The following is a 10,105-nucleotide window of genomic DNA, read 5'->3' on the forward strand; positions in this document are numbered from 1 at the left end:
CACGATCTCGGCGGCGGAGGCGGAGCCGGCGTCGACCAGCACGACGATCGGCCGCCCCTTCGCCAGATCGCCCTTCACCGCGCGCTCGGCGAAATAACGCTGGATGTCGGTTTTCTCGCGGCCGCGCTGCGAGACGATCTCGCCATGATCGAGGAAGACGTCCGACACCTCGATCGCCTGGTCGAGCAGCCCGCCCGGATTGTTGCGCAGGTCGAGCACGTAGCCCAGCACGCGCCCTCCGGTCTGCCGGTCGATGTCGGCAATCGCCTTCTCGACGCCCGGGCCGGTCGGCTTGGAGAAGCCGTTGACATTGATGATGCCGACATTGTCCTTCACCTCCCACTTGACCAGCTTGATCTCGATGATCTGGCGGGTCAGCGTGACGTCGAACGGCTTGTCGCGGCCGGGGCGGACGATCGTCAGGCGGACCTGCGTGCCGGGCGTGCCGCGCATCTTGTCGACCGAGATGTCCAGCGAATCGCCGTAGATCAGCTTGCCGTCGATGTTGGTGATATAGTCGCCGGGCTTGATGCCGGCCTTCCACGCCGGCGTATCCTCGCTCGCCGCGACCACCTTCACCGCGCCCTCGTCGAGCTGCACGGTCAGGCCGAGCCCGCCATAATTGCCGTCGGTGGTGGTCTGCATGTTCTTGAAGTCGCGCTCGTCCAGGTAGGACGAATGCGGATCCAGGCTGGCGAGCATGCCGTCGATCGCGCCCTTGATCAGCGTCTTGTCGTCGACCTTCTCGACATAGTCGGCCTTGATCCGTTCCATCACCGCCATGAACTGGTCGAGTTCGCGATAGGTATCGGTCTCGGTCTGGGCGAGGCCGGCGGAAATGGCCGGCAACAGCGCCATCGCGCCGGCCAGACCCGCGCCACGAAGAAGAACTTTACGCATCGATGCCGGCTTTCTCATCGGATGGCTGTAGCGCGTCGCAAGGTAACGCGAAACGGCCTTGCGGAGGGCTGAACGCCGTCCTTAGCGACGTTGTGCCGCCATGCCGGCGACATCGACCGGCCGGCCATGGTGGCGCAGCTCGATCGTCAGGCGGGGCGATGGGCCCATTCGGCCGAGCGGTGCGCCCTGCGGCACCGTCTCCCCCACACCGACCGTTGCGAGCGCGAGCCCGGCGAGCAGGGTCGCCCAGCCTCCGCCATGATCCAGCAGGACGATGTCGCCATAGCCGCGAAATGGGCCGGCATAGGCGATGCGGCCGGCGGCCGGGGCGATCACTGCGGTTCCGGGCGCGGTCGCCAGCGTCAGGCCGCTGGACGGCAGACCGTCGTCGGTTCGGTCGCCCGTGCCGATTACCACCCGCCCCACGGCGGGCAGGCGATAGACCGGCTTGCCCGCAGGAGCGCTAACGGTGCCGACCGGGCCCGGCAGCACGGCCAGCCGGCGGTTCAGCGCCGCGCGGTCGAGGCTGCCGAAGCGCGCGCGGGTCTCGGCGCGTTCGGCCACGTGCTGGGCCAGCTGCGCGCGCGCCGCTTCCGTCGTGATACGCTGCCGCTGGAGCGCGGCAATGCGTGCTCCGAGCATCGGCCGCAGCGAGGCGAGAAGCGCGCGGCTGCGGATGAGATCGCTTGCCCCGCCGTCGAGCAGGGCCAGCAGCGTAGGCCGCCGTACGATCCGCTCGACGCGCGCGAGGAGGGCGGCGAGCGGGGCCTGCGCGGTCGCCAGACGCCGCTCCTGGACGCGCGCCTGTGCCTCGACCGCCGCGAGTTGCGCCTCCGGCGTCGCCGCCGCGAGCGCCAGGGCGAAAGCAAGCGCCATCAGCCCTCGCGGTGATAAGGGTGGCCAGCCAGGATCGACGTGGCACGCCACAATTGCTCGGCCAGCATCGCGCGGGCGAGCAGATGCGGCCAGGTCATGACTCCGAAATTGAGCAGCAGGTCCGCCTCCGCGCGCTCCGCGTCGCCGAAGCCGTCGGCTGCGCCGATCAGGAAGCGCGCCTCGCGCACCCCGCCGTCGCGCCAGCGGCCGAGACGCTCTGCAAAGGCGAGCGAAGGCAACGTCTTGCCCTTTTCGTCGAGCAGGATCGTGACGGTGCCCGGGTTCATCGCAGGGACGCGGCCGCCCCGGTCGGGCAGTTCGGTGATCCGCGTTGGCCAGGCGATGCGGCCGAGATAGCGCTGGACGAGGTCCGCCTCCGGACCGCGCCCGATGCGACCGCGCGCGACGATATGGAGCAGCACTCAGGCCGCGCCGGCGGTCCCGCTGGCGGGACGCGGCGAATCGCCGAACGCCCACATGCGCTCAAGATTGTAGAAGCTGCGCACCTCGGGACGGAACAGGTGGACGATCACGTCGCCCGCGTCGATCAGCACCCAGTCGGCGGTCGGCATGCCTTCGACGCGCGGGCTGCGCCCGGTCGCCGCCTTGATCTTCTCGGCCAGCTTGGCCGCCATTGATCCCACCTGGCGGCTCGACCGGCCCGACGCGACGATCATGTAATCGGCGATCGACGATTTCCCCGCGAGGGGGATCGACACCGTCTCGATCGCCTGGTCGTCATCGAGCGAGTCGAGGATCATGCGATGGAGCGCGTCAATACTGTCGGCCGGATCGGCGGGGGGCTCGACGGATTGCGAAGCGATGGCGGGCAAGGAACCTCCTAGGGGATCAGCCGGCGCGAAACGCGGTCGCGCAGGCCCATTGTTGCGAGGGATGACGGCCAGTCGGGCTCAAGGGCGCGCACCCGCGTCGCGGAAGACGGATCGGGACGGAAGCGCAGCAGCACGAGCGCCGGCGGACTCCACATCGTCCAGTGTCTGGCGTGACCCGGGCGGCGGACGAAACGCCTGAGCCATCCCATCGCGGGTGCGTATCGGGCGGCGCCATCATATCCCGGACGCGCGATGACCGCAATGGAGACGGTGCGGGCGATCCTTCGCCAATGGCGCCAGCGATGCAGCTGCGCGAGATTGTCGGCGCCCATCAGCCAGATGAAGCGCCGGTCGGGAAAGCGGCGCACGAGCTTGGCGAGCGTTTCGGCCGTGTAGCGCGTGCCCAATTCCTGCTCGATCGCGGTCGGCACGATCCGGCTATGCCGGGCCATCGCCCGCGCGGAGGCGAGGCGCGCGGCGAGGGGCGCCATGTCGGGCGCGGCCTCCTTCAGCGGGTTTCCGGGCGAAACCAGCCACCAGAGATCGTCGAGCGCCAGCGCCTCGATCGCGGCGAGGCTGATCCGGCGGTGGCCGCGATGCGCGGGATTGAACGAACCGCCGAGCAGGCCCGTCCGCTTCAAGGCCGGACCTGCCCCGCGCCCCGGACCTGCCATTTGTAGGTGGTGAGCCCTTCGAGCGCGACGGGACCGCGTGCGTGGAGCCGGCCGGTCGCGATGCCGATCTCCGCCCCCAGCCCGAAGTCGCCGCCAGCGGCGAACTGGGTGGAGGCGTTCCACATCACGATCGCGCTGTCGACCTGCGCCAGGAACCGCTCGGCCGTGGCGGCGTCCTCGGTCACGATCGCGTCGGTATGGTGCGATCCGTGCGCGGCAATGTGGCCCATCGCGCCCTCGACCCCATCGACCAATGCGACCGACAGGATCGCGTCGAGATATTCGGTGTCCCAGTCCGCATCGTCGACAGCCGCGACGCGGGGTTCGATCGCGCGGACGGCATCGGTGCCGCGCACCTCGCATCCCGCATCGATCAGCGCGGCGAGAATGGGGGCCGGATCGGCGTAGGCGCGATCGATCAGCAATGTTTCGGTGGCGCCGCAAATGCCCGTGCGCCGCAGCTTGGCGTTGAGCGCGATCGTCCGCGCCATCGCCGGATCGGCGGCGCGGTCAATATAGAGGTGGTTGATACCGTCGAGGTGCGCGAGTACCGGCACCCGCGCCTCGGTCTGGACGCGTGCGACCAGGCTCTTGCCGCCGCGCGGGATGATGATGTCGATCAGGCCCGCCGCCGTCAGCATCGCGCCCACCGCCGCGCGATCCGATACGGGGACGAGCTGGATCGCGTCCCCCGGCAGGCCCGCCGCGTCGAGCCCGTCGCGCAGGCAGGCGTGGATCGCGTGATTGCTCGCGCGCGCCTCGCTCCCACCGCGCAGGATCGCGGCATTGCCCGCCATCAGCGCCAGCGCGCCCGCGTCCGCCGTGACGTTGGGGCGGCTTTCGTAGATGATCCCGACCACGCCCAGCGGCACGCGCACACGGCGCAGACGCAGCCCGTTGGGCCGTTCGGCCTCGTCGATCGGACAGCCGACCGGATCGGGCAGGCCCGCAACCGCATCGAGCCCCCCGGCGATGCCCTCGATCCGGTCCGGCGTGAGCGCGAGCCGGTCGAGCATCGCGCTGGACAGGCCTGCCGCCTGCGCGCGCGCCAGATCGTCGGCATTGGCGGCAAGGATCGTGTCCGCCCGCGCGCGCATCGCCTGCGCGGCGGCGCGCAGGGCTGACGCCTTCATCTCGGTCGGGGCCAGCGCGAGCAGGGTCGCCGCATCGCGCGCGCGCCGGCCCATGGCAGCGATCAGCGCGACGGGATCGGATGGGGACGCATCGGTCATCATGCGCGCCTAGCATGTTTCGCCATGCTTGGGAGTGCGCGAAGCCTCTCGACGCGCGGGCCGGCTTAAGCGACATTGCGGGCATGACGGGGGATGGAGCGCAGCGCGAGGCGTGGCGGGAGGAGATCGAGCGTGCGCGGACGGGCGCGCCCGCCATCGGACACGCGGATGCGGAACCGTGCGCCAATTGCGGGACGATCCGGGTCGGGCCTTATTGTCAGACCTGCGGGCAATCGGGGCATGTCCATCGCGACTTGCACACCTTGTTGCACGACCTCGCGCACGGAGTGTTTCATTTCGAGGGCAAGATCTGGCGGACGCTGCCGCTTCTGGTCCGCAGGCCGGGTGAACTGACCCGCCGCTATATCGAAGGCGAACGCGTCAAGTTCGTGTCGCCAATGGCGCTGTTCCTGTTCACGGTCTTCCTGATGTTCGCGGTGGTTTCGAACCTGGCGGGCGGCGGCAAGTCGGAGATCGGCACCGCGATCCGCACGGGCGCCGAGCTGGCCGAGGCGCGCACCACCCTCGCGACGCTGGAGGCGCAGAGGGCCGGGACCAGGTCGGCCGTGCAGCAGGCCACACTCGACAGGCGCATCGCCGAGGCGAAGCGGGAGGTTGCGGCGATCGACCGGGCGATGGAGACCGGCGCGATCCGCGCCGTGCCCGCGCACGCGTCCCGTCCGGCGACGGTCCAGGTCGATCTCGGCTGGCGCTGGCTGAACGAAGCGGTCGCGCACGCCGCCGCCAACCCCGACCTTCTGCTCTACAAGATGAAAAGCAACGGCTATAAGTTCAGCTGGGCGCTGATCCCGATCTCGCTCCCCTTCATCTGGCTGTTGTTCGCATTTCGGCGGGATGTAGGCCTGTACGACCATGCCATTTTCGCGATCTATTCGCTCGCCTTCATGTCGCTTGGCGTCGTCAGTCTGGTCGTGCTGTCCAGGATCGGCGTGCCCACGGGGCTGCTGGCCATCGCGGCGCTGACCATCCCCCCGCTCCACATGTACAAGCATCTGCGCGGCACTTATCGGCTCGGCCGGTTCGGGGCCGGGTGGCGGACGTTCGCTCTCCTGCTGATCGTCACGATTTCGACCACTCTTTTCCTCTCGCTGCTGTTTTACATGGGGAGCGAATAGCTTGCTCGCCTTCGGGCAAGCGCGGCGCTAGAAGACGGTATGGCCGAGGCGCAGCGTAGCGGACAGTTTGACGCTTTCGGAGGAAACCGGCGGTTTGAGCTGCTGGTCGGCGCGGTCGTCGACTATGCGATCTATCTGCTGGACGCGGAGGGCCACGTCGCGAGCTGGAACGCCGGCGCCGAACGGTTCAAGGGCTACAGCGCCGACGAGATCATCGGGCGGCATTTCAGCGTCTTCTACACCGAAGAGGACCGGGCGGTGGATCTGCCCGCACGCGCGCTGCGCATCGCAGCGCAAGAGGGCAAGTTCGAGCAGGAGGGGTGGCGCGTCCGCAAGAACGGAACCCGCTTCTGGACGAGCGTGGTCATCGATCCGGTGCGCACACCGACGGGCGAGCTAATCGGCTTCGCCAAGGTGACGCGCGACATCACCGACCGGCGCGAGGCGCAGCAGGCGCTTCGCGAGAGCGAGCAACGTTTCCGTCTGCTGGTCGAAAGCGTGCAGGATTATGCGATCTACATGCTCGACCCGCAGGGCCGGGTGACAAACTGGAATGCGGGCGCGGCGCTCATCAAGGGCTATTCCGCCACCGAAGTTGTGGGTGACCATTTCTCGCGCTTCTATACCGAGGAGGATCGCGCGGCGGGCGAGCCGGATCGCGCGCTGGCCACCGCGCTTGCCGAAGGACGCTACGAAACCGAAGCGTGGCGGGTCCGGAAAGACGGAAGCCGTTTCCGCGCCGGCGTGCTCATTCAGCCCGTCCATGACGAACATGGCTCGTTGCTGGGCTTCGCCAAGATCACGCGCGACCTGACCGAACGGCTCCGCCAGCAGAGCGAAATGCAGGAGGCGCGCGAGGCGCTGGCGCAGGCGCAGAAGATGGAGGCGATCGGTCGCCTGACAGGCGGCGTCGCGCACGATTTCAACAACCTCCTGACGGTGATCCGCGCCTCCGCCGATTTACTGCGGCGGGGGGAGCTGCCGCCGGAGAAGCAGCGGCGCTACATCGAATCGATCGCGGATACCGCCGAGCGCGCGGCCCAGCTGACCAGCCAGCTCCTCGCTTTCTCGCGGCGCCAGCCGCTGCGCCCCGAGCGCTTCGTCGCGGGCGATCGCATCCGGGGCATGGAGCACATCATTCGCACCACGCTCGGCTCGCCGGTCGAGCTGCATTATGACATCGCCGATGATGCCGGGGCAGTGAATGCGGACCCCAACCAGTTCGAAACCGCGATCCTCAACATGGTCATCAACGCGCGCGACGCGATGCCGGCGGGCGGGCGGCTGGTGATTTCCGTCCGCCCGGTCGACGGTGTCCCCGCGCTTCGCCGCCATGCCGCCGTGACAGGATCGTTCGCCGCGATTTCGATCGAGGATAGCGGTTCGGGCATCGACGCCGGGACGCTTGAGCGCATTTTCGAGCCCTTCTTCACCACCAAGGGGGTCAACAAAGGCACCGGCCTGGGGCTCAGCCAGGTCTACGGCTTCGTCAAGCAGTCGGGCGGCGAGATCGGGGTCGAGAGCGAGTTGGGCGCGGGGAGTCGCTTCACGCTTTTCCTGCCGCGCATACGACCATCGGTCACAGCCCCGGCCGATTCGAAGCCACGTCCCGTATCCCTGCCCCCCGTGCGGCGACACATCCTGCTGGTCGAGGACAACGAGGTGGTCGGCGGCTTTTCGCGCGGCCTGTTTGAGGAACTGGGGCAGGACGTCACCTGGGCGAGCGGCGCGGAAGATGCGCTCAGGCAGCTGGAACAATCCTCCGCGGTCTTCGACCTCGTCTTCTCGGACGTGGTGATGCCGGGGATGAACGGCGTCGAACTGGGCGAGGAGATACGTCGCCGCTGGCCCGGCCTCCCGGTGATCCTCACCAGCGGTTACAGCCATGTGTTGGCGGAGGAGGGCAGCCACGGCTTCGAGCTGCTTCAAAAGCCCTACGCGGTCGATGACCTGCTGGCCGTGCTCGGCCGGACCGGTCGCGCGCGGGCGGAGACATCCGACACGACAAGAAGCTGAGCTTGCCTCCGGTCAACCAAGTCTGATTATCCTAATACCCCATATTGAAATAGGGATTCCCCGGTAAAGGGAGGGAATCCATAATGTCGTTGACGCTTGCCCTGCTGTTCGCCGCCCAGGCGGCAACCGCGCAGTCCGGTTCGAATCAGGAAGCCGACGGGGCGGCCGGTGCGCCGCGTGCCACTCCGGCCGCCGCGCGCGGAGTGAATGCGCAGGACGAAATCCTCGTCACCGCGCGCCGCCGGAGTGAATCGGTGCAGGACGTGCCGGTCGCGATCTCGGTCGTCGGCGGCGAAGCGCTCGACCGAACCGGCAGCTACAACATCAACCGGCTGCAGCAGATCCTGCCGACGGTGCAGTTCTTCTCGACCAACCCCCGCAATTCGACGCTCAACATTCGCGGGCTCGGCGTGCCGCTCGGCCTGACCAATGACGGGATCGAGCAGGGCGTCGGCATCTATATCGACGAGGTCTATTATAATCGCATCGCGTCGGCGACGCTCGACTTCGTCGATGTCGACCGGGTCGAGGTGCTGCGCGGGCCGCAGGGCACGCTGTACGGCAAGAACACGACCGCCGGCGCGATCAACGTCACCACGCGCGAACCGAGCTTCGAATTGGAAGGGCGCGCCGAGGTCAGCGTCGGCAATTATGATTTCAAGCAGGCCAAGGCGTCGGTGTCTGGCCCGCTGAGCGAGACTTTGGCCGGGCGGATCAGCGTGTCGGCGACCGATCGCAAGGGCACGATCCACAATGTCGTGACCGGTCAGAACCTGAACGCGCAGGATAATCTGGGCCTACGCGGAACGTTGTTGTGGAAGCCCACCGAGACGCTTCGCGTCTTCCTTTCGGGCGACTATAACGTGCAGGATCCGCTCTGCTGCGTGCAGATCTACGTGCGCAACGGGCCTACACAGCGCGCCGCTAACCGTCAGTATGCCGCGCTGGTCGCCGCCTATAACGCCGCCAACCCGACCCGGCCTTATGCCGTGCCGAGCACCAATGCTTTCGATCGCGTGACCGATCTCGATGCGCAGATCCGCGCGCGCAACGAGCATGGCGGCGTGTCGCTGCGCGCGGTGTGGGACATCGGGGACGATACGCTGACCTCGGTCAGCGCCTATCGCTACTGGGATTGGGATCCCGCGAACGACCGCGACTTCACCGGATTGCAGGTCAATCCCAAGGTCAACAATCCTACCGACCAGAAGCAGTATACGCAGGAGTTCCGCTATGCCCACGAAGGCGAGCGGATCGACTTCGTCGCCGGCCTGTTCGGCTTCCACCAGACGATCCGCACGCGCGGCATCCAGACCTACGGGCGCGATGCCAGCCTGTGGCTGCTCGCCCCGTCGAGCGCGCTTTCGCGCAATCCCGCCGTGCTGGACGGGCTGGAGGCGAATAACGACATCCGCCTCGACAACACCAGCGCCGCGGCGTTCGGCAAGCTGACCTTCAAGCTGACCGACGCCTTCAGCATCGCGCCGGGCTTCCGCGTCAATTACGATCGAAAGAAGGGGCTTTACGATTCGGTCGTGACGGGCACGGCATCGACCGGTGTTCGCCAGATCGTCGACTTCGTCAGCACCGATCCCTGGATCGTGGCGCAGCGCGGCGTGCAGGCGCCGCAGACCTTCCGCACCAATTTCAGCGACTGGAACCTGTCCTACGACGTCACCGCCTCCTATGAGGTCAGTGCCGACATCCTCGGCTATGCGACCTATTCGCGCGCGTTCAAGTCGGGCGGCGTCAACCTGAACGGCGTGCCGAACGACGCCAACGGCGTACCGCAGACGCAGGTCGCGCAGGTCGATCCCGAGAAGGTCGACCATTTCGAGGTCGGGTTGAAGACCCAGTTCCTCGATCGGCGCGCGACCTTCAACCTGACCGGCTTCTGGACCGACATCCGCGACTATCAGGCACTGGTGAATAACGGCCAGACGTCGGTGCTGCGCGGTTATCTCGCCAATGCCGATCGCGTACGCTCGCGCGGGATCGAGGCCGAATTCTCGATCCGACCGACGCAGCGGATCAATGCGTATGTCAACGGCACGTACACCGATGCCGAATATGTGCGGTTCGACAACGCGCCATGCCCGCCGGAGCTTTCGGGCGGCACCATCGCGGGTCCGGGGCAGACGCCGGGGGCGCCGGGCGTGCCGGGTGCGCTCAGCCCGGCCGTGTGCGACGTGTCGGGCCAGTGGCTGCCCGGCATCTCCAAATGGGCCTTCGCCTACGGCGTCGAGTTCAACGCACCGGTCGCGATCCTAGGCGGTGGTGAGGCCTATATCGGCTGGGACGGCAGCTACCGTTCGAAATTCTCGAGCAACGCCTCGCGCTCGATCTACACCGACATCAACGGCTATTCGGTGCAGAATCTGCGCGTGGGCGTGCGCAACGATGCGGGCTTCAACATCTACGGCTGGATCCGCAACCTG

The 10,105-nt window shown here is 67.6% G+C and carries 9 protein-coding genes; 3 read left to right on the forward strand and 6 right to left on the reverse strand.

Going from position 1 to position 10,105, the window contains the following annotated elements; translation table 11 throughout:
* From ACOJSF_RS05555 to ACOJSF_RS05580, 6 genes are all read right to left on the reverse strand, one after another.
* Nucleotides 1-900: S41 family peptidase (locus ACOJSF_RS05555; RefSeq protein ID WP_420141229.1), on the reverse strand; the 900-nt coding region annotated here is incomplete at its 3' end.
* An 81-nt stretch (nucleotides 901-981) separates the two neighbouring features.
* The gene (locus ACOJSF_RS05560) at nucleotides 982-1,776 is read right to left on the reverse strand and encodes a murein hydrolase activator EnvC family protein (protein WP_420141230.1); all 795 of its coding nucleotides are present in this window, start codon (nucleotides 1,774-1,776) and stop codon (nucleotides 982-984) included.
* Nucleotides 1,776-2,198: a 23S rRNA (pseudouridine(1915)-N(3))-methyltransferase RlmH gene (locus ACOJSF_RS05565; protein ID WP_420141231.1), complete on the reverse strand. Its 423-nt coding sequence runs from the start codon at nucleotides 2,196-2,198 to the stop codon at nucleotides 1,776-1,778. The genes ACOJSF_RS05560 and ACOJSF_RS05565 overlap by 1 nt, the downstream gene beginning before the upstream one ends.
* Nucleotides 2,199-2,537, reverse strand: coding sequence for a ribosome silencing factor (gene rsfS, locus ACOJSF_RS05570; protein ID WP_420141237.1), 339 nt, complete (start codon nucleotides 2,535-2,537; stop codon nucleotides 2,199-2,201).
* 80 nt (nucleotides 2,538-2,617) lie between these two features.
* A complete protein-coding gene (locus ACOJSF_RS05575) occupies nucleotides 2,618-3,283 on the reverse strand; it encodes a nicotinate-nucleotide adenylyltransferase (RefSeq protein WP_420141232.1) in 666 nt (221 codons plus the stop codon).
* Entirely contained in the window at nucleotides 3,247-4,518 is a 1,272-nt protein-coding gene (locus ACOJSF_RS05580; RefSeq protein ID WP_420141233.1) for a glutamate-5-semialdehyde dehydrogenase, read from the reverse strand. The genes ACOJSF_RS05575 and ACOJSF_RS05580 overlap by 37 nt, the downstream gene beginning before the upstream one ends.
* An 80-nt stretch (nucleotides 4,519-4,598) precedes the next feature.
* Between ACOJSF_RS05580 and ACOJSF_RS05585 the strand changes: the two genes are divergently transcribed.
* From ACOJSF_RS05585 to ACOJSF_RS05595, 3 genes are all read left to right on the forward strand, one after another.
* Nucleotides 4,599-5,651, forward strand: coding sequence for a DUF3667 domain-containing protein (locus ACOJSF_RS05585; RefSeq protein WP_420141234.1), 1,053 nt, complete (start codon nucleotides 4,599-4,601; stop codon nucleotides 5,649-5,651).
* 39 nt (nucleotides 5,652-5,690) lie between these two features.
* Complete coding sequence (locus tag ACOJSF_RS05590; protein ID WP_420141235.1) at nucleotides 5,691-7,667, forward strand: PAS domain S-box protein; 1,977 nt, start codon at nucleotides 5,691-5,693, stop codon at nucleotides 7,665-7,667.
* An 83-nt stretch (nucleotides 7,668-7,750) separates the two neighbouring features.
* A partial coding sequence (locus ACOJSF_RS05595) for a TonB-dependent receptor (protein ID WP_420141236.1) occupies nucleotides 7,751-10,105 on the forward strand: 2,355 nt, incomplete at its 3' end.

It is taken from the genome of Sphingomonas sp., from assembly GCF_048594985.1.
In the GTDB taxonomy this organism is placed as follows: Bacteria; Pseudomonadota; Alphaproteobacteria; order Sphingomonadales; family Sphingomonadaceae; genus Sphingomonas_I.